Source organism: Streptomyces sp. NPDC051684 (assembly GCF_044453445.1).
In the GTDB taxonomy this organism is placed as follows: Bacteria; Actinomycetota; Actinomycetes; order Streptomycetales; family Streptomycetaceae; genus Streptomyces.
In genome coordinates this window covers 481732-501424 of sequence record NZ_JBITCS010000001.1, presented here as the reverse complement: position 1 = coordinate 501424, position 19693 = coordinate 481732, and the positions used below count along the sequence as shown (strand labels likewise).

The following is a 19693-nucleotide window of genomic DNA, read 5'->3' as shown; positions in this document are numbered from 1 at the left end:
TTCGGCTGAGCGATCAGTACCGCTGAATAGACTGCCCATGTCCGTGCCGGACGGCACACCGTTTTCGAGCCTGGGGAGAACCCGCCGTGACCGAGCAGCCCAAGCCCCTCTCCGAGCACAGCGCGGACGTGATCGTCGTCGGGGCCGGACCCGCCGGTTCGACGACCGCCTACTACCTCGCCAAGGCCGGCCTCGACGTCCTGCTCCTGGAGAAGACGGCCTTCCCGCGCGAGAAGGTGTGCGGCGACGGCCTCACCCCGCGCGCCACGAAGCAGCTCGTCTCCATGGGGATCGACATCTCCGAGGAGGCCGGCTGGCTGCGCAACAAGGGCCTGCGCATCATCGGCGGCGGCGTCCGCCTCCAGCTCGACTGGCCCGACCTCGCCTCGTACCCGGACTACGGACTCGTTCGCAAGCGCGACGACTTCGACGAGCAGCTCGCGCGGCAGGCCCAGAAGGCGGGCGCGCGGCTCTACGAGCGGTGCAATGTCGGCGCCCCGATCACCGACGAGCGCACCGGCCGCATCACCGGCGTGCACGCCAAGCTGGGCGAGGAGAAGACCCCGGTCACCTTCCACGCCCCGCTGGTGGTCGCGGCCGACGGCAACTCCACGCGGCTCTCCCTCGCGATGGGCCTGCACCGCCGCGAGGACCGCCCGATGGGCGTCGCCGTCCGTACGTACTTCACGTCGCCCCGCCACGACGACGACTACCTGGAGTCCTGGCTGGAGCTGTGGGACCGGCGCGGTGCCGAGGACCGCCTCCTTCCCGGCTACGGCTGGATCTTCGGCATGGGCGACGGCACGTCCAACGTGGGCCTGGGCATCCTCAACTCCTCGAAGGCGTTCCGCGAGTTGGACTGGCGCGAGGTCCTCAAGGCCTGGTGCGCCTCGATGCCCGAGGACTGGGGCTACACCCCGGACAACATGACGATGCCGATCCGCGGCGCCGCCCTCCCCATGGCCTTCAACCGCCAGCCGCACTACACCAAGGGCCTGCTCCTGGTCGGCGACGCGGGCGGCCTGGTCAACCCGTTCAACGGCGAGGGCATCGCGTACGCCATGGAGTCCGGCCAGATCGCCGCCGACGTCATCGTGCAGGCCCACGCGCGCGCGACCGACGCCCAGCGCGAACTGGCCCTGCAGCGCTACCCGAAGGTCCTCAAGGACACCTATGGCGGCTACTACACGATGGGCCGCGCCTTCGTGAAGCTCATCGGCAACCCGAAGATCATGAAGATCGCGACGCAGCGGGGGCTCACCCACCCGATGCTGATGAAGTTCACGCTGAAGATGCTCGCGAACCTGACGGACCCGACCGGCGGTGACGCGATGGACCGGGTCATCAACGGGCTGAGCAAGGTCGCGCCGAAGGCCTGACTTTGCCGGGTCGGGCGGCTCGGGGGAGGGTGGACCCATGATTTTCATCGCCGTGAAGTTCACCGTCCGCCCCGAGCACGCCGACTCGTGGCTGGAGAAGACCGCCGCGTTCACCGCGGCCACCCGCGCCGAGGAGGGCAACCTCTTCTTCGACTGGTCCCGCAGCGTCGAGGACCCGAACCAGTTCGTGCTCCTGGAGGGCTTCCGGGACGGCGACGCCGGTGCCGCGCACGTCGGCTCCGCCCACTTCAAGGCGGGCCTCGACGCCATGGCGCCGCTGATCGCCGCCACCCCGGAGATCATCAACGCCGACATCCCGAACGAGGGTTGGGGCGCGATGGGCGAGCTCTCCCCGCAGGCCTGAGCCGCCGCTGAGAGGCAGCGCTGCCCCGGGCAGCGCTGTCCCGGTTTATCCGCACAAACACCGAAGGCCGCCGCACCCCGTAGGGGGAGCGGCGGCCTTCGACCGTGCCACTGTGCGGCCCGCGAGGGGCCTCAGGCGGCTGTGTGCGGCCTGTGGGGACCGCAGGGGTCCCTGGGGACCCGGAAGTTCACCAGAACCTCGCAGGAGGCTCAGAGAACGCGCACCGCGCCGGTCGGCTGGTCGTAGGAGAGCGGCTTCTCGACGACGCCGGTCGAGGAGTTCTGCGCGCCGACGAAGTTGCCACCGCCCACGTAGATCGCGACGTGGTAGGCGCTGCCGGAGCCGCCCCAGTAGAGGATGTCGCCGGCCTGCAGGTTGTCGAGGCCGACCTGGGTGCCCTGCGTCGACTGGTCCTGCGAGACGCGCGGCAGGTCGACACCGGCCTGCTTGTACGCGGCCTGCACGAGGCCCGAGCAGTCCCACGAGCTGGGGCCCGTGCCGCCGGAGACGTAGGCGTCGCCGATGTGCGACTTCACGAAGGACACGACGGCGGCGGCGGAGCCACTGGCCGGCGCCGCGACGTCGTCGGAGGACGAGGACGCGGAGGTCGCCTGGAGCGTGGTGCGCTCGCTGGAGCGGGAGGCGGCGGCCTTCGCCTCGGCCTGGCGCTTCGCCTCGGCCTCCGCCTTCGCCTTGGCTTCGGCCTTCTTCTGGGCCTCGGCCTTCTTCTCGGCGGCGACCTGGTCCTTCTTCGCCTGGTCCGCTGCCTTGTCGAAGGCGGCGTCGCGCTCGGCCTGGACCTGGTAGTTGGCCGCGGCCTGCTGGGTGGCGTCCGCGGACTGCGCGACCTGGGAAGAGAGGTCGTTGGTGAGCGTGGGCATCTCGATGGTCTGCGTCACGGGCTCGGCCGCGCTGGCCGTACCCGCCGCACCAGCGATCGCCAGGGTGCTGAGGACGCCACCGGTAACTCCGGCGCGCAGGGCCTTCTTCGAGGCGCTGTTGCGGGGCTTCCGGTGGCTGGGTATGTGAGCGGTGTGGGACATGAGACCAACCGGTATCAGGGCCTCCCCGATCCCTTCAAGAAACGTGTGGTGCGCCACAGTTGTGGAGCGGAGAGCCGAAACCGGGGCCCGACAGGCTTTATTGACGCCGTAACGGGCATATTGGACAAGCGCCCGCACTGCCCTGAGCACGGGTTTTCAGTAATACGCCCGAATTGCCCCACGCTTACCACCCGTTGAGGCCGTTGGCCAAGCCCGGTTTCTGACGGTGTGACGACCGCGTGACGCAGGTCACAAGTGGACCCCTAGGGGGTGCGGTGCACACGCGATGAACACATCTCGCGTCCACTTCCATTCACACCCATCCCCCCAACGTGTGAACGGCGTCCACTATCAGCCAACCCCGTCCAGCACCAATTTGCTTGCATGCGCCACCTCTTGATAGTGAGCGCACCGCTCCGACCAGGGGTTACTCGCCAAGTTGTCACCACTGGTGATCACTCAGGTGCTTCGCGTGTGAAGATCACCGCTCATCCGACTTCATGATCCTTCGTCAGGTGGTGGAGATCACAAAGTAGTTGGCGCACCCCGTGTCGCAGATCACAGAGTTGCAGGCATAGGATGCGGGGCAAGTTGGGCTTGTGACCCGCTTCACATGTAGGCGATCTTCGACCGTTTGCAGGACGTGGGGCGGGGTGCGGGTTCATGCAACCGCCAGCAGTCAGTGCCGACTGAGAGGAGCGAGGAGCGGTGAACGCTTATGCGCCCATCCTCGTACTGGGAGCCCTCGGGGCAGGCTTTGCGATCTTCTCCGTGGTCATGGCCACGCTTATCGGTCCAAAGCGGTACAACCGGGCCAAGCTAGAGGCCTACGAGTGCGGGATCGAGCCGACCCCCACGCCGGCCGGTGGCGGGCGCTTCCCCATCAAGTACTACCTGACGGCGATGCTCTTCATCGTCTTCGACATCGAGATCGTCTTTCTCTACCCCTGGGCCGTCACCTTCGACGCCCTCGGGGTGTTCGGGCTCGTAGAGATGCTGCTCTTCGTGCTCACCGTCTTCGTCGCGTACGCGTACGTATGGCGGCGCGGCGGCCTGGAATGGGACTGAGCCCCGTATAGGGGAGACCAGGAGCCACAGACCAATGGGACTCGAAGAAAAGCTGCCGAGCGGATTCCTGCTGACCACCGTCGAACAGGCCGCGGGCTGGGTGCGCAAGTCGTCCATGTTCCCCGCCACGTTCGGCCTCGCCTGCTGCGCCATCGAGATGATGACGACGGGCGCCGGCCGCTACGACCTGGCGCGGTTCGGCATGGAGGTGTTCCGCGGTTCGCCCCGCCAGGCGGACCTGATGATCGTCGCCGGACGGGTGAGCCAGAAGATGGCCCCCGTCCTGCGCCAGGTCTACGACCAGATGCCGAACCCCAAGTGGGTCATCTCCATGGGTGTCTGCGCCTCCTCCGGCGGGATGTTCAACAACTACGCGATCGTGCAGGGCGTCGACCACGTCATCCCGGTCGACATCTACCTGCCCGGCTGCCCGCCCCGGCCCGAGATGCTGATGGACGCGATTCTCAAGCTCCATCAGAAGGTGCAGAACGGAAAGCTCGGCGTGAACGCCGAGGAGGCGGCCCGCGAGGCGGAGGAAGCGGCGCGCAAGGCGCTCCCGACGATCGAGATGAAGGGGCTGCTGCGGTGAGCGACGCTCAGAACGGCAAGGGACCCGAAAAGGGCTCCAACGGGGTCAACCCCGAGAAGGACCTCAGTGTCTCCAACCTCCCGGGGCAGCGCGGCGACCACGGCGAGGAGATCCGCGTCCAGCGCGGCATGTTCGGCGCCAACAACGGCGGCGACACCTCCGGCTACGGCGGCCTCGTCCGCTCGGTCCGGCTGCCCGGCGAATCCTCCCGCCCCTACGGCGGCTGGTTCGACGAGGTGGCGGACGAGCTGGAGGGCGCCCTGGAGGAACAGGGCCTCGTCCCCGAGAACGCCATCGACAAGACGGTCGTCGACCGCGACGAGCTCACCTTCCACATCGAGCGCGAGCACCTGGTCCGCGTCGCCCGCACGCTGCGCGACGACCCGGCCCTGCGCTTCGAACTGTGCACGGGGGTCTCTGCGGTGCACTACCCCGGTGACAAGGGCCGCGAGCTGCACGCCGTCTACCACCTGCGCTCGATCACCCACAATCGGCTGATCCGCCTCGAGGTCTCGGCGCCCGACGCGGACCCGCACGTCCCGTCCCTGGTCCCGGTGTATCCGACGAACGACTGGCACGAGCGCGAGGCGTACGACTTCTTCGGGCTCGTCTTCGACGGCCACCCCGCGCTGACGCGGATCATGATGCCGGACGACTGGCAGGGCTTCCCGCAGCGCAAGGACTATCCCCTCGGCGGCATCCCCGTCGAGTACAAGGGCGCCCAGATCCCGGCTCCGGACCAGCGGAGGTCGTACTCGTGACCACACCCCACGCAACTCCCCGCGCGACCACCGAAGGCACCGTCTACACGGTCACCGGAGGCGACTGGGACGAGGTCGCCGAGTCGGCGGTCAAGTCCGACGACGAGCGCATCATCGTCAACATGGGACCCCAGCACCCGTCCACGCACGGGGTGTTGCGCCTGATCCTGGAGATCGACGGCGAGACGGTCACCGAGGCCCGCTGCGGCATCGGCTACCTCCACACCGGCATCGAGAAGAACCTCGAGTACCGCACGTGGACCCAGGGCACCACGTTCGTGACGCGCATGGACTACCTGACGCCCTTCTACAACGAGACGGCGTACTGCCTCGCCGTCGAGAAGCTCCTGGGCATCGAGGGCGAGATCCCGGACCGCGCCAACATCATCCGCGTGCTCCTCATGGAGCTGAACCGGATGTCCTCGCACCTGGTGGCCATCGCCACCGGTGGCATGGAGCTCGGCGCGACCACGATCATGATCTACGGATTCCGCGATCGTGAACTCGTTCTCGACGTCTACGAGTTGATCACCGGCCTGCGGATGAACCACGCGTACATCCGGCCCGGCGGGCTCGCCCAGGACCTGCCGCCCGGCGCGGTCGACGCGCTGCGCGAGTTCGTGAAGAAGATGAAGAAGAACCTTCCCGAGTACGACAAGCTCGCCACCGGGAACCCCATCTTCAAGGCCCGTATGCAGGACGTCGGCTACCTCGACCTCGCGGGCTGCATGGCCCTCGGCGCCACAGGACCGATCCTGCGCTCCGCCGGCCTGCCGCACGACCTGCGCAAGGCCCAGCCGTACTGCGGCTACGAGAACTACGACTTCGAGATCCCGACCGCCGACACCTGCGACTCCTACGGGCGCTTCCTGATCCGCCTGGAGGAGATGCGCCAGTCGCTGCGCATCGTCGAGCAGTGCCTGGACCGCCTGGAGCCGGGCCCGGTCATGGTCGGCGACAAGAAGATCGCCTGGCCCGCCCAGCTGGCCCTCGGCCCGGACGGTCTCGGCAACTCGCTCGACCACATCAAGAACATCATGGGCACCTCCATGGAGGCCCTCATCCACCACTTCAAGCTGGTGACCGAGGGCTTCCGCGTCCCACCGGGACAGACCTACGCGGCCGTGGAGTCGCCCAAGGGCGAGCTGGGTGTGCACGCCGTGTCCGACGGCGGCACCCGCCCGTTCCGGGTCCACTTCCGCGACCCGTCCTTCACCAACCTTCAGGCCATGGCGGCGATGTGCGAGGGCGGCCAGGTCGCCGACGTCATCGTCGCCGTCGCGTCCATCGACCCCGTGATGGGAGGCGTCGACCGGTGACCACCAGTTCTTCGGAGCAGGGCGTGAGTCTGGGCATGCCACAGCTGCCCGCGCCCGCGTACCCGGACGACGTCCGAACCCGCCTGGAGGCCGACGCGAAGGAGATCATCTCCCGCTACCCCGGCTCCCGTTCGGCGCTGCTTCCGCTGCTGCACCTCGTGCAGTCGGAGGAAGGGCATGTCACGCGCACCGGCATGCAGTTCTGCGCGGACATGCTCGGCCTGACCACCGCCGAGGTCACGGCCGTCGCGACCTTCTACACGATGTACCGCAGGAAGCCGAGCGGCGACTACCAGGTGGGCGTCTGCACCAACACGTTGTGCGCCGTCATGGGCGGTGACGCCATCTTCGAGTCGCTCCAGGAGCACCTCGAGGTCGGCAACAACGGCACCACGGACGACGGCAAGATCACGCTGGAGCACATCGAGTGCAATGCCGCTTGTGATTTCGCTCCCGTGGTGATGGTCAACTGGGAGTTCTTCGACAACCAGACACCCGAGACCGCCAAGCAGCTCGTCGACGACCTGCGGGCGGGGGCCGAGGTGTCACCCACGCGCGGCGCTCCCTTGTGCACCTTCAAGGAGACCGCGCGCATCCTGGCCGGTTTCCCCGACGAGCGCGCGGGGGCCGTCGAGGCCGGCGGCAGCGCGGGGCCCGCCTCGCTGATCGGGCTCCGGCTGGCCAAGGGGGAGACGGAGCCCGCGCGCGTGGTCCACCCGCGCGGCGAGGGCATCGAGGGCGAGGCGCCCCACGACCCGTCGCCCACCGAGCACTTGAGCTCGCACGACGCGCCGCAGGACACGTCGGCCTCCGACCCGCAGCACCCAGCGGGTCCGACCGCCGAGGAGGGGGAGTGATGACCTTGGCAGCCGAGATCGAGAACAACGACACCAGCCCGGAGAAGCTGCTCTCTCCGGTCCTGTCGGCCTTCTGGGACCAGGACAAGTCCTGGTCTTTGGATGTGTACCGCCGGCACGAGGGATACGAGGGGCTGCGCAAGGCCCTCGCCATGGCACCGGACGACCTGATCGCGTATGTGAAGGACGCGGGGCTCCGCGGGCGTGGTGGCGCCGGATTCCCGACGGGGATGAAGTGGCAGTTCATCCCGCAGGGAGACGGCAAGCCGCACTATCTAGTTGTCAACGCCGACGAATCGGAGCCGGGGACCTGCAAGGACATCCCGCTCCTCTTCGCGAACCCGCACAGCCTCATCGAGGGCATCGTGATCGCCTGTTACGCGATCCGTTCCGAGCACGCGTTCATCTACTTGCGCGGTGAAGTGGTCCCCGTACTGCGGCGCTTGCACGAGGCCGTGCGCGAGGCCTACGCCGCGGGGTATCTCGGGCAGAACATCCTGGGCAGCGGTCTCAATCTCGAACTCACCGTGCACGCCGGCGCGGGCGCGTACATCTGTGGTGAGGAGACCGCGCTCCTGGACTCGCTCGAAGGCCGCCGTGGTCAGCCGCGACTCCGTCCCCCCTTCCCTGCCGTCGCGGGCCTCTACGCCTGCCCCACTGTGGTGAACAACGTCGAGTCCATCGCGTCGGTTCCCGCCATCATCAATCGGGGCAAGGACTGGTTCAAATCGATGGGGAGCGAGAAGTCGCCCGGCTTCACGCTCTACTCGCTCAGCGGCCACGTCGCGAGCCCCGGCCAGTACGAGGCCCCGCTCGGCATCACGCTGCGCCAGCTGCTCGACATGAGCGGCGGCATGCGCCCGGGCCACCGCCTCAAGTTCTGGACCCCGGGCGGCAGTTCGACCCCGATGTTCACCGAGGAGCACCTCGACGTGCCCCTCGACTACGAGGGCGTCGGCGCCGCCGGTTCGATGCTCGGCACCAAGGCGCTGCAGTGCTTCGACGAGACGACCTGCGTCGTGCGCGCGGTCACGAGGTGGACCGAGTTCTACGCCCACGAGTCCTGCGGCAAGTGCACGCCGTGCCGTGAAGGAACGTACTGGCTCGTGCAGTTGCTGCGGGACATCGAGGCCGGCAAGGGCACGATGTCCGACCTCGACAAGCTCAACGACATCGCCGACAACATCAACGGCAAGTCGTTCTGCGCCCTCGGCGACGGCGCCGCCTCGCCGATCTTCTCCTCGCTCAAGTACTTCCGCGAGGAGTACGAGCAGCACATCACGGGCAAGGCCTGCCCCTTCGACCCGGCCAAGTCCACGCTCTGGGCGGACCGGGGCGACAAGCACCGCACGGAGGTGAACGCATGACTGTGACCGCTGGCGCTCCCTCCGGGGGCGGCGAGGCGGCGGTTCCGCCCGAGGACCTCGTGTCGTTGACGATCGACGGCATCGAGATCAGCGTCCCCAAGGGGACCCTGGTCATCCGGGCCGCCGAGCTGCTCGGCATCGAGATCCCGCGCTTCTGCGACCACCCGCTGCTCGACCCGGCCGGCGCCTGCCGGCAGTGCATCGTGGAGGTGGAGGGTCAGCGCAAGCCGATGGCGTCCTGCACCATCACCTGCACCGACGGCATGGTGGTCAAGAGCCAGCTTTCCTCCCCGGTCGCCGAGAAGGCGCAGAAGGGGGTCATGGAGCTGCTGCTCATCAACCACCCCCTGGACTGCCCGGTCTGCGACAAGGGCGGCGAGTGCCCGCTGCAGAACCAGGCGATGTCGCACGGCCAGTCCGACTCGCGCTTCGAGGGCAAGAAGCGCACCTATGAGAAGCCGGTCCCGATCTCGAAGCAGGTGCTGCTCGACCGCGAGCGGTGCGTGCTGTGCGCGCGCTGCACCCGGTTCTCCAACCAGATCGCGGGCGACCCGATGATCGAGCTGATCGAGCGCGGCGCGCTCCAGCAGGTCGGCACGGGCGAGGGCGACCCCTTCGAGTCGTACTTCTCCGGGAACACGATCCAGATCTGTCCGGTCGGCGCGCTGACCTCGGCGGCGTACCGGTTCCGCTCCCGGCCCTTCGACCTCGTGTCGTCGCCGAGCGTGTGCGAGCACTGCTCCGGCGGCTGTGCGACCCGCACCGACCACCGGCGCGGCAAGGTCATGCGCCGCCTCGCGGCCAACGACCCCGAGGTCAACGAGGAGTGGATCTGCGACAAGGGCCGCTTCGGCTTCCGCTACGCGCAGAAGCCCGACCGGCTCACCCACCCCCTCGTACGGGACGCGGAGAGCGGTGAACTGCGGCCCGCTTCCTGGCCGGAGGCGCTGGAGGCCGCCGCGCGCGGGCTCGCCGCCGCCCGGGGCAGGACCGGGGTGCTCACCGGTGGTCGGCTCACCGTCGAGGACGCCTACGCGTACAGCAAGTTCGCACGTGTCGCCCTCGACACGAACGACATCGACTTCCGTGCGCGCGTGCACAGCAGCGAGGAGGCCGACTTCCTGGCGGCGCGCGTCGCCGGTCGGGGTCGCGATCTGGACGGCAGCGGCGTCACGTACACGAAGCTGGAGAAGGCCCCGGCCGTTCTCCTGGTCGGGTTCGAGTCGGAGGAGGAGACGCCCGGCGTCTTCCTCAAGCTCCGCAAGGCATGGCGGAATCACGGTCAGAAGGTCTATTCGCTGGCCACGCACGAGACGCGCGGCCTGGAGAAGGCGGGTGGCACGCTGCTGCCCGCCGCTCCCGGCACCGAGCCGGAGTGGCTGGACGCGCTCGCCGCCGGGGTCGGTCTCGAAGGCGGGGGAGCGGACGCCGCGCAGGCGCTGCGCGGCGAAGGCGCCGTGATCGTCGTCGGCGAGCGGGTCGCGGCCGTGACGGGCGGTCTCACCGCTGCCGTACGGGCCGCGTCCGCGACCGGGGCCCAGCTGGTGTGGGTCCCACGCCGGGCCGGTGAGCGCGGCGCCGTCGAGGCGGGCGCGCTGCCGTCGCTGCTGCCGGGCGGCAGGCCCGCGACCGACCCGCGCGCGCGGGACGAGGTCGCCGCCGCCTGGGGCGTGGCCGAACTGCCGCACCGGTTCGGCCGTGACACCGGGCAGATCGTGGAGGCCGCGGCCACCGGCGAACTGGGCGCCCTGGTGGTGGCCGGCGTCGAGGTCGCCGACCTGCCGTCCCCGGCACGCGCGCGTGAAGCCCTTCACGAGGTGGGTTTCCTGATCTCCCTGGAGCAGCGGCCCAGCGAGGTCACCGACCACGCCGACGTCGTCCTCCCGGTGGCCGCGGTCGCCGAGAAGGCGGGCACGTTCCTCAACTGGGAGGGGCGCGCCCGGATGTTCGAGGCCGCGCTGAAGCCCGACCAGATGACGCGTCGCGTCGCGCCCACGGACGCGCGCGCACTGCAGATGGTGGCGGACGCGATGGACGTCCACCTGGGTCTGCCGGATCTGCGCTCGCTGCGCGGCGAGTTGGACCGGCTGGGCAACTGGGACGGGCCGCACGCGACGGAGCCCCTGGAAACGACGGGTCAGCTGCCGCGCCCCTCCTCCGGAGAGGCCGTCCTCGCCGGACACCGGCTGCTGCTCGACCTGGGCCGCCTCCAGGAGGGCGACGACGCGCTCGCCGGTACCCGGCACGCCGCCCACGCGCGCGTGTCCGCCGCGACCGCCGCGGAGGCGGGCGTGAAGGACGGCGACGTACTGACGGTCTCCGGAGCCCTGGGCAGCGTCGCGTTCCCGCTCCAGGTCACCGAGATGCCCGACCGTGTCGTGTGGCTGCCGCTCAACTCCGAGGGCGGCGGCGTCGCTTCGGACACGGGGGCCGCGCCCGGCGACCTGGTGAAGATCGGCCCGGCCGTCGCCGCCGGAGCCCCGGAGGTGCAGTCATGAACTCCCTGGCAATGAGCCAGGCGGCGCTGAGCCCCCTGGCCGCCGAAGATCTCTCGATGTTCGGGCGCGACCCCTGGTGGCTCGTCGTCGTGAAGGCGGTCTTCTGCTTCGCCTTCCTGATGGTGACCGTGCTGTTCTCCATCGTGTGGGAGCGCAAGGTCGTCGCCTGGATGCAGCTGCGCATCGGCCCGAACCGGCACGGCCCCTGGGGCATGCTCCAGTCGCTCGCCGACGGCATCAAGCTGATGCTGAAGGAAGACCTGATCGTCAAGCGCGCGGACAAGGTGGTCTACATCCTCGCGCCGATCGTCGCGGCGATCCCCGCCTTCATGGCGATCGCGGTGATCCCGTTCGGCCCGGCGGGCAACGAGATCTCGATCTTCGGTCACCGCACGACGATGCAGCTCACCGACCTGCCGATCGCGATGCTCTACATCCTCGCGGTCGCCTCCGTCGGAATCTACGGCATCGTCCTCGCCGGCTGGTCGTCCGGATCGACGTACCCGCTGCTCGGCGGTCTGCGCTCCTGCGCGCAGATGATCTCGTACGAGATCGCGATGGGCGCGGCCTTCGCCTCGGTGTTCCTCTACTCGGGCTCGATGTCGACCTCGGAGATCGTCGCCCAGCAGCACGACCGCTGGTACATCGTGCTGCTGCCGGTGTCGTTCCTGATCTACATCGTGACGATGGTCGGCGAGACGAACCGCGCCCCGTTCGACATGCCGGAGTCCGAGGGCGACCTCGTCGGCGGCTTCAACACCGAGTACTCGTCCATCAAGTTCGCGATGTTCATGCTCGCCGAGTACGTGAACATGGTGACGGTCTCCGCGGTGTCCGTGACGCTCTTCCTGGGCGGCTGGCGCGCACCGTGGCCGGTCTCCACGTTCTGGGAGGGCGCGAACCACGGCTGGTGGCCGATGCTCTGGTTCGTCATCAAGGTCCAGCTGCTGCTGTTCTTCTTCATCTGGCTGCGCGGCACGCTCCCGCGGGTGCGCTACGACCAGCTGATGAAGCTCGGCTGGAAGGTCCTCATCCCGGTCTCCGTGGTGTGGCTGATGCTGGTGGCGACCGTGCGGACGCTGCGCAACGAGAACTACGACTTCGCCTCCATCGCCCTGTACGTCGGGGCCGCGATCCTTGTGGTCCTGCTCCTGTCGTTCGTCGTGGACATCTTCCGCGACCGGGGGGCCAAGCAGCGCGAGGCCGCCGAAGAACCCGCCGCCTTCGACCCGATGGCGGGCGGATTCCCCGTCCCGCCGCTGCCCGGGCAGGAGTTGCCACCCGTGCCGCGCAGGCGCTCCCGCCGGGAGCGAGAGCTGATTGTCAGTGGCGGCCCCGATACTCAGAGTGACGGCGAGTCGCTTGGCGGATCTCGCGAAGGAAAGGAGGCGTCCGATGGCTGACGAGACCAACTCCGGTCAGCAGAAGGACACCGAGCCGGGGTTCCAGAACCCCGTCGCCGGCTTCGGCGTGACCTTCAAGGCCATGTTCAAGAAGCGGCTGACCGAGCAGTACCCGGAGCAACCGAAGACCACTGCTCCCCGCTTCCACGGCAGGCACCAGCTCAACCGCCATCCGGACGGCCTGGAGAAGTGCGTCGGCTGCGAGTTGTGCGCCTGGGCCTGCCCGGCGGACGCGATCTACGTGGAGGGCGCGGACAACACGGAGGAGGAGCGCTACTCGCCGGGTGAGCGCTACGGCCGCGTCTACCAGATCAACTACGCCCGCTGCATTCTGTGCGGACTGTGCATCGAGGCGTGCCCCACGCGCGCGCTGACGATGACGAACGAGTTCGAGCTGGCGGACAGCAGCCGCGCCAACCTCATCTACACCAAGGAGCAGCTGCTCGCCGGGCTCGACGAGGGCATGGTCGACAGCCCGCACTCGATCTTCCCCGGCATGGACGAGCAGGACTACTACCGGGGGCTCGTCACCGAGGCCGCGCCCGGCACCGAGCGCCAAGTGGCCGTCTCCAAGGGCGAGAAGCCGGACGAGGCGGTCTCCGAGGACGAGGCGGAGGTGGACGCATGAGCGCGCAGCTCGCGAGCACGCTCGCCGCGAACACCTCGACCGGTGAGGCCTTCCAGTTCTGGATCCTTGGCACCGTCGCCGTCATCGGCGCCCTGTGCACGATCCTGATGAAGAAGGCCGTGCACAGTGCCCTGTGCCTGGCCGGCACCATGATCATCCTGGCGATCTTCTACCTGGCCAACGGGGCGTACTTCCTGGGCATCGTGCAGATCGTCGTCTACACCGGCGCGATCATGATGCTGTTCCTCTTCGTGGTGATGCTCGTCGGCGTCACCGCGGCGGACTCCCTGACCGAGACCATCAAGGGGCAGCGCTGGCTCGCGGCCCTGTGCGGGGTCGGCTTCGGGGTGCTGCTCATCGCGGGGATCGGCAACGCCTCGCTGAACCAGTTCAACGGTCTCGGCAAGGCGAACGCCGGGGGGAACGTGGAGGGGCTCGCGTCCCTCATCTTCACCAAGTACGTCTTCGCCTTCGAGATCACCGGCGCCCTGCTGATCACGGCCACCGTCGGCGCGATGGTGCTCACGCACCGCGAGCGCACCGAACGGGCCAAGACCCAGCGCGAGTTGGCCGAGGAGCGCGTGCGCGAGGGCAAGCACCTGCCGCCGCTGCCCGCCCCGGGTGTCTACGCCCGGCACAACGCGGTGGACATCGCGGGCCTGCTGCCCGACGGCAGCCCGTCGGAGCTCACGGTCATGCAGACGCTGCGGGAGCGCGGCCAGATCCGGGACGTCTCCGGTGAGGCGATGAGCGATCTGAAGGCTCTCGAGCAGCGGTCGTCCGACCGCCTGGAGCGCTCGGAGGACCGCGACCGGGCCGAGGAGGCGTCGAAGTGAATCCGGTCAACTACCTGTATCTCGCCGCCCTGTTGTTCACGATCGGCGCCACCGGCGTGCTCATCAGGCGGAACGCGATCGTCGTGTTCATGTGCATCGAGCTGATGCTGAACGCGTGCAACCTCGCGTTCGTCGCGTTCTCCCGTATGCACGGCAATCTCGACGGCCAGATCATCGCGTTCTTCACGATGGTCGTCGCCGCCGCCGAGGTCGTGGTGGGGCTCGCGATCATCGTGTCGCTGTTCCGTTCCCGCCACTCGGCCTCGGTCGACGACGCCAGCCTGATGAAGCTGTAAGGGGTCGCTGAATCGTGGAGAACCTGATTGCGCTGCTTGTCGCGGCGCCCCTGCTCGGAGCGGCCGTACTGCTGTGTGGCGGGCGGGCGTTGGACCGGGTGGGTCATCTGCTCGGCACGCTGCTCGCGGCCGTCTCCTTCGTCATCGCCGTCGTGCTCTTCTCCGACCTGCTCGGCAAGGGTCCGGAGGACCGCACACTCAGCCAGCACCTGTTCAGCTGGATCCCCGTCGAGGGCTTCCAGGCGGACGTCGCGTTCCATCTCGACCAGCTGTCGATGACGTTCGTCCTGCTGATCTCCGGTGTGGGCACGCTGATCCACCTGTACTCGATCGGGTACATGGAGCACGACGAGCGGCGCCGCCGCTTCTTCGGCTACCTGAACCTGTTCCTCGCGGCGATGCTGCTGCTCGTCCTCGCCGACAACTACCTGCTGTTGTACGTCGGCTGGGAGGGCGTGGGCCTCGCCTCGTACCTGCTGATCGGCTTCTGGCAGCACAAGCCCAGCGCGGCCACGGCCGCGAAGAAGGCCTTCCTGGTCAACCGCGTCGGCGACATGGGCTTGTCCATCGCCATCATGCTGATGTTCACGACGTTCGGGACCTTCGCCTTCGGGCCGGTCCTGGAGGCCACCGGTGACACCAGCGAGGGCAAGCTCACCGCCATCGGCCTGATGCTGCTGCTCGCCGCGTGCGGCAAGTCGGCGCAGGTGCCGCTCCAGTCCTGGCTCGGGGACGCGATGGAGGGCCCGACCCCGGTCTCGGCCCTCATCCATGCCGCGACCATGGTGACCGCGGGCGTCTACCTGATCGTCCGCTCCGGCGCGATCTTCAACGGGGCGCCGGACGCCCAGTTGGTCGTCACGATCGTCGGCGCCGTCACGCTCCTGTTCGGTGCGATCGTCGGTTGCGCCAAGGACGACATCAAGAAGGCCCTCGCCGGCTCGACGATGTCGCAGATCGGCTACATGATCCTCGCCGCGGGCCTCGGCCCCATCGGCTACGTCTTCGCGATCATGCACCTGGTGACGCACGGCTTCTTCAAGGCGGGCCTCTTCCTCGGCGCCGGTTCGGTCATGCACGGCATGAACGACGAGGTCGACATGCGGAAGTTCGGCGGGCTGCGGAAGTACATGCCGGTCACCTTCGTGACGTTCGGCCTCGGGTACCTCGCCATCATCGGTTTCCCGGGACTGTCCGGCTTCTTCTCCAAGGACAAGATCATCGAGGCGGCGTTCGCGAAGGGCGGCACCGAGGGCTGGATCCTCGGCTCCGTGGCCCTGCTCGGCGCGGCCATCACCGCGTTCTACATGACCCGCGTGATGATCATGACCTTCTTCGGCGAGAAGCGCTGGCAGCCGGACGCCGACGGTCATGAGCCGCACCCGCACGAGTCCCCGTCGTCCATGACGATCCCGATGATCCTGCTCGCGGTCGGCTCGGTCTTCGCCGGTGGCTTCTTCTCCATCGGGGACCGCTTCCTGCACTGGCTGGAGCCGGTCACCGGGCACGACCACGGGCACGCGCCCATCAGCGCGGGCGTGGTCACCGGGGCCACCATGGTGTGCCTCGTGATCGGTGTGGCGTTCGCCTGGCTCCAGTACGGGCGCCGCGAGGTTCCCGTCGTCGCCCCGCGCGGCTCGCTGCTCACCCGCGCCGCCCGGCGCGACCTGCTCCAGGACGACTTCAACCACGTGGTCCTGGTGCGCGGCGGCGAGCACCTGACGCGCTCCCTCGTGTACGTCGACCACACCTTGGTCGACGGGGTGGTCAACGGGACGGCGGCCTCGGTCGGAGGCCTGTCCGGTCGGCTGCGCAAACTCCAGAACGGCTACGTGCGCTCGTACGCCGTCTCGATGTTCGGCGGCGCGGCGGTCATCGCCGCGGTGACCCTGCTGATGAGGGCGGTCTGATACCGATGTCCTTTCCTCTGCTGACAGCGACGGCGGTACTGCCGGCCGTGGGCGCGATCGCCACGGCCGCCGTGCCGGCGAAGCAGCGCACCGCGGCCAAGTGGCTCGCGCTGCTGTTCTCGCTCGCCACTCTGGTGCTCGCGGCGGTGGTCGCGGTCCGGTTCGACCCGGGCGGCGGACGTTTCCAACTGACCGAATCCCATGCGTGGATCGCGGACTTCGGGGTCCGTTACGAACTGGGTGTGGACGGTATCGCGGTGGCGCTCATCGCGCTGACCGCGCTGCTGATCCCGTTCGTGATCCTCGCGGGCTGGCACGACGCCGACCCGCAGGAGACCGGAAACACTCGGTGGCGGCCGACGCAGGGCTTCTTCGCCCTGATCCTCCTCGTCGAGGCGATGGTGATCATCTCCTTCGAGGCCACCGACGTCTTCGTCTTCTACATCTTCTTCGAAGCCATGCTCATCCCGATGTACTTCCTCATCGGCGGCTTCGGGGACCGGGCGGGCCCGCACGGCGAGAAGGAGGCCGCGACCCAACGCTCGTACGCGGCCGTCAAGTTCCTCCTCTACAACCTGGTCGGCGGCCTCATCATGCTGGCGGCCGTCATCGGCCTCTACGTGGTGGCCGGGAGCTTCTCCCTCTCGGAGATCGCCGAGGCGCGCGCGAGCGGTTCGCTCGACATGGCGACCAGCACCGAGCGCCTGCTCTTCCTGGGCTTCTTCTTCGCCTTCGCGGTGAAGGCCCCGCTGTGGCCGCTCCACACCTGGCTGCCGAACGCGATGGGGGAGGCCACCGCCCCGGTCGCCGTACTGATCACGGCGGTCGTCGACAAGGTCGGCACGTTCGCGATGCTCCGCTTCTGCCTCCAGCTCTTCCCGGAGGCGAGCAAGTGGGCGACACCGGCGATCCTGGTGCTCGCCCTGATCAGCATCGTCTACGGGGCGCTGGTCGCGGTCGGTCAGCGCGACATCAAGCGCCTGGTCGCCTACGCGTCGATCTCGCACTTCGGCTTCATCATCATGGGCATCTTCGCGATGACCAGCCAGGGCCAGTCCGGCGCGACGCTCTACATGGTCAACCACGGGATCTCGACGGCCGCGCTGATGCTGGTCGCCGGTTTCCTGATCTCGCGGCGCGGCTCGCGGCTCATCGCCGACTACGGAGGCGTGCAGAAGGTCGCGCCGGTGCTCGCCGGCACGTTCCTGATCGGCGGCCTGGCGACGCTCTCGCTGCCGGGACTCGCGCCCTTCGTGAGCGAATTCCTGGTCCTGGTCGGCACGTTCACGCGCTACCCGGTGATCGGCATCATCGCCACGTTCGGCATCGTGCTCGCCGCGCTCTACACGCTGGTGCTCTACCAGCGCACCATGACGGGCCCGGTGAAGCCGTCGACCGAGGGCATCGCGGACCTGCGTGTGCGTGAGCTCGCGGTCGTGGTCCCGCTGATCGGCGTACTGATCTTCCTGGGCGTCTACCCGAAGCCGCTCACCGAGCTGGTGAACCCGGCGGTCAAGCACACCCTGTCCGACGTCCACAAGAAGGACCCGAAGCCGGAAGTGGAGGCGGCTCACAAGTGACCACGTCAGCCGTCCACAGTCTGTGGACAACCGCCGCCGACCCGATCTCCAAGATCGACACACCGAAGATCGAGTACGCGCAATTGTCGCCGACCTTGATCGTCGTCGGTGCCGCCGTCCTGGGGATCCTGGTCGAGGCCCTGGTGCCGCGCAGGTCCCGCTACTACGTACAGGTGTTCCTCGCCGTCGTCGCGCTCGCGGCCGCCTTCGCGGCGGTCGTCGGGCTCGCGGCCGGCGGGTACGGGACGACGAAGGCACACATCGCGGCCATGGGCGCGATCGCCGTCGACGGACCGGCGCTGTTCCTCGAAGGCGTCATCCTGCTGTCCGGCCTCGTCGCGATCTTCACGTTCGCGGAACGGCGGCTCGACCCGGAGGCACACGGCAACCGCGTCGACTCGTTCGCCGCGCAGGCCGCCTCCGTGCCGGGCAGCGACAGCGAGAAGGCGGCCATAAAGGCCGGGTTCACCACCACCGAGGTGTTCCCGCTGGCGCTCTTCGCGATCGCCGGAATGCTGGTCTTCCCCGCGGCGAACGACCTGCTGACCCTCTTCATCGCCCTGGAAGTCTTCTCGCTCCCGCTGTACCTGCTGTGCGCCGTGGCCCGCCGCAAGCGGCTCATGTCGCAGGAGGCCGCGGTCAAGTACTTCCTGCTCGGCGCCTTCGCGTCCGCCTTCACCCTGTTCGGCATCGCGCTCCTGTACGGCTACGCGGGCTCCGTCTCGTACTCCACGATCGCGAGCGTCGTCGACGGCTCGATCCAGAACGTGGACCCGGCCCTCGCCGACAGCATGGGCAACGACGCGCTGCTGCTCATCGGCATGGCACTGGTCGGCATGGGCCTGCTGTTCAAGGTCGGCGCCGTCCCGTTCCACATGTGGACGCCGGACGTGTACCAGGGCGCTCCGACGCCGGTCACCGGGTTCATGGCGGCGGCCACGAAGGTAGCGGCCTTCGGCGCGCTGCTGCGGCTGCTGTACGTCGTCCTGCCGGGGATGCGCTGGGACTGGCGTCCGGTCATGTGGGCCATCGCCATCGTCACGATGCTGGGCGGCGCGATCGTCGCGATCACGCAGACCGACATCAAGCGGCTCCTCGCGTACTCCTCGATCGCGCACGCCGGCTTCATCCTGGCCGGTGTCATCGCGACGACGCCCGACGGCGTCTCGTCCGTCCTCTTCTACCTGGCCGCGTACTCCTTCGTGACCATCGGCGCCTTCGCCGTGGTGACGCTGGTGCGCGACGCGGGGGGCGAGGCGACGCACCTGTCGAAGTGGGCGGGGCTCGGACGCAGGTCGCCGCTGGTCGCGGCGGTCTTCGCGGTGTTCCTGCTCGCCTTCGCCGGTATCCCGCTGACCTCCGGGTTCGCGGGCAAGTTCGCCGTGTTCAAGGCGGCGGCCGAGGGCGGCGCGGGTGTGCTCGTCGTGGTCGGTGTCGTGTCCTCGGCGATCGCCGCGTTCTTCTACATCCGCGTGATCGTCCTCATGTTCTTCAGCGAGCCGAAGACGGACGGGCCGACCGTGGCCGTGCCGTCGCCGCTGACCATGACGACGATCGGCGTGGGCGTGGCCGTCACGATCGTGCTGGGCCTCGCGCCGCAGTACTTCCTCGACCTGGCGAGCCAGGCCGGGGTGTTCGTGCGGTAGCGGTACCGCCGCCGTCGCACATCGTGGAGGCCCGGTCCCTGGGAGGGGACCGGGCCTTCGCGCGCGGGCCGTGGGGTGCCGAAGCCCGACCGCACCCCCAGCCTGTGGATAACTTTTCGCGGTGTCAGTCCGGACCCCTATCGTTACTG

Annotated in this window: 17 protein-coding genes; 16 read left to right on the top strand and 1 reads right to left on the bottom strand. The window is 68.6% G+C overall.

Annotation, left to right across the window (positions count from 1 at the left end):
• Window positions 1-86: 86 nt before the first annotated feature.
• Together ACIA8D_RS02390 and ACIA8D_RS02385 are read left to right on the top strand one after the other, a co-directional pair.
• On the top strand, window positions 87-1379 hold the full coding sequence (locus ACIA8D_RS02390) for a geranylgeranyl reductase family protein (protein WP_385755734.1): 1293 nt from the start codon (window positions 87-89) through the stop codon (window positions 1377-1379).
• Window positions 1380-1416: 37 nt separating this feature from the next.
• On the top strand, window positions 1417-1743 hold the full coding sequence (locus tag ACIA8D_RS02385) for a putative quinol monooxygenase (protein WP_399228019.1): 327 nt from the start codon (window positions 1417-1419) through the stop codon (window positions 1741-1743).
• 209 nt (window positions 1744-1952) lie between these two features.
• On the opposite strand, the gene ACIA8D_RS02380 is transcribed toward ACIA8D_RS02385, so the two are convergent.
• Window positions 1953-2786 (bottom strand): C40 family peptidase, encoded by an 834-nt coding sequence (locus tag ACIA8D_RS02380; RefSeq protein WP_399228018.1) that lies wholly within the window; start codon window positions 2784-2786, stop codon window positions 1953-1955.
• A 708-nt stretch (window positions 2787-3494) separates the two neighbouring features.
• Here ACIA8D_RS02380 and ACIA8D_RS02375 point away from each other — a divergent pair.
• The 14 genes from ACIA8D_RS02375 to nuoN are packed head-to-tail and all read left to right on the top strand — an operon-like array spanning window position 3495 to window position 19544.
• Complete coding sequence (locus ACIA8D_RS02375) at window positions 3495-3854, top strand: NADH-quinone oxidoreductase subunit A (protein ID WP_007383963.1); 360 nt, start codon at window positions 3495-3497, stop codon at window positions 3852-3854.
• Between the two features lie 34 nt (window positions 3855-3888).
• On the top strand, window positions 3889-4443 hold the full coding sequence (locus ACIA8D_RS02370; protein ID WP_399228017.1) for a NuoB/complex I 20 kDa subunit family protein: 555 nt from the start codon (window positions 3889-3891) through the stop codon (window positions 4441-4443).
• Window positions 4440-5204 (top strand): NADH-quinone oxidoreductase subunit C, encoded by a 765-nt coding sequence (locus ACIA8D_RS02365; RefSeq protein ID WP_399228016.1) that lies wholly within the window; start codon window positions 4440-4442, stop codon window positions 5202-5204. Before ACIA8D_RS02370 ends, ACIA8D_RS02365 begins: the two co-directional genes overlap by 4 nt.
• Complete coding sequence (locus tag ACIA8D_RS02360) at window positions 5201-6523, top strand: NADH-quinone oxidoreductase subunit D (protein WP_399228015.1); 1323 nt, start codon at window positions 5201-5203, stop codon at window positions 6521-6523. Before ACIA8D_RS02365 ends, ACIA8D_RS02360 begins: the two co-directional genes overlap by 4 nt.
• On the top strand, window positions 6520-7380 hold the full coding sequence (nuoE, locus tag ACIA8D_RS02355; RefSeq protein ID WP_399228014.1) for an NADH-quinone oxidoreductase subunit NuoE: 861 nt from the start codon (window positions 6520-6522) through the stop codon (window positions 7378-7380). Before ACIA8D_RS02360 ends, nuoE begins: the two co-directional genes overlap by 4 nt.
• On the top strand, window positions 7380-8747 hold the full coding sequence (gene nuoF / locus ACIA8D_RS02350) for an NADH-quinone oxidoreductase subunit NuoF (protein WP_399228013.1): 1368 nt from the start codon (window positions 7380-7382) through the stop codon (window positions 8745-8747). The genes nuoE and nuoF overlap by 1 nt, the downstream gene beginning before the upstream one ends.
• Complete coding sequence (locus tag ACIA8D_RS02345) at window positions 8744-11245, top strand: NADH-quinone oxidoreductase subunit G (RefSeq protein WP_399228012.1); 2502 nt, start codon at window positions 8744-8746, stop codon at window positions 11243-11245. Before nuoF ends, ACIA8D_RS02345 begins: the two co-directional genes overlap by 4 nt.
• A gap of 26 nt (window positions 11246-11271) precedes the next feature.
• Entirely contained in the window at window positions 11272-12648 is a 1377-nt protein-coding gene (gene nuoH, locus ACIA8D_RS02340; RefSeq protein WP_399228061.1) for an NADH-quinone oxidoreductase subunit NuoH, read from the top strand.
• Window positions 12641-13276 carry an NADH-quinone oxidoreductase subunit NuoI gene (gene nuoI, locus ACIA8D_RS02335; protein ID WP_399228011.1) on the top strand — a complete coding sequence of 212 codons (636 nt, stop codon included), beginning with the start codon at window positions 12641-12643 and terminating at the stop codon, window positions 13274-13276. Before nuoH ends, nuoI begins: the two co-directional genes overlap by 8 nt.
• Window positions 13273-14112 (top strand): NADH-quinone oxidoreductase subunit J, encoded by an 840-nt coding sequence (locus tag ACIA8D_RS02330; RefSeq protein ID WP_399228010.1) that lies wholly within the window; start codon window positions 13273-13275, stop codon window positions 14110-14112. The genes nuoI and ACIA8D_RS02330 overlap by 4 nt, the downstream gene beginning before the upstream one ends.
• Complete coding sequence (gene nuoK / locus ACIA8D_RS02325) at window positions 14109-14408, top strand: NADH-quinone oxidoreductase subunit NuoK (RefSeq protein WP_003974374.1); 300 nt, start codon at window positions 14109-14111, stop codon at window positions 14406-14408. The genes ACIA8D_RS02330 and nuoK overlap by 4 nt, the downstream gene beginning before the upstream one ends.
• Window positions 14409-14422: 14 nt before the next feature.
• Window positions 14423-16318, top strand: coding sequence for an NADH-quinone oxidoreductase subunit L (gene nuoL / locus ACIA8D_RS02320; protein WP_399228009.1), 1896 nt, complete (start codon window positions 14423-14425; stop codon window positions 16316-16318).
• Between the two features lie 5 nt (window positions 16319-16323).
• The gene (locus ACIA8D_RS02315) at window positions 16324-17898 is read left to right on the top strand and encodes an NADH-quinone oxidoreductase subunit M (protein WP_399228008.1); all 1575 of its coding nucleotides are present in this window, start codon (window positions 16324-16326) and stop codon (window positions 17896-17898) included.
• Window positions 17895-19544, top strand: a complete 1650-nt coding sequence (gene nuoN, locus ACIA8D_RS02310) for an NADH-quinone oxidoreductase subunit NuoN (RefSeq protein ID WP_399228006.1) — start codon at window positions 17895-17897, stop codon at window positions 19542-19544. The genes ACIA8D_RS02315 and nuoN overlap by 4 nt, the downstream gene beginning before the upstream one ends.
• The last annotated feature ends 149 nt before the right edge of the window (window positions 19545-19693 follow it).